At 60.6% G+C, this 216-nt stretch carries 1 protein-coding gene; it reads right to left on the bottom strand.

The genetic code is table 11. The features are described 5' to 3' along the window. The coding region (locus ACNQO6_RS18600) for a hypothetical protein (protein WP_440209930.1) at positions 1-183 on the bottom strand (183 nt) is incomplete at its 3' end. Positions 184-216 lie beyond the last annotated feature (33 nt).

Raw genomic sequence — 216 nt, forward strand, 5'->3', positions numbered from 1 at the left:
CAACGCAGCGAGCACGGCCTTGTCCAGATACTCCGGAACCGGAATCGTGTCCTCTCCGCGCTGTCTGAGCATCGAGTTGAGTGCATAGAGGGCCGACCAGCCCACAAGATCGGATCGGGAGAGCCTCAGCTCCCAAGCCATATCGCTGACACGTTCGGCCACTGACTCTGGGACGCGGAACATCACAGCCGTTAGCTCCTCGTCGCTGCGAGGTTT

This window comes from Acinetobacter calcoaceticus (genome assembly GCF_051947995.1).
Taxonomy (GTDB): Bacteria; Pseudomonadota; Gammaproteobacteria; order Pseudomonadales; family Moraxellaceae; genus Acinetobacter.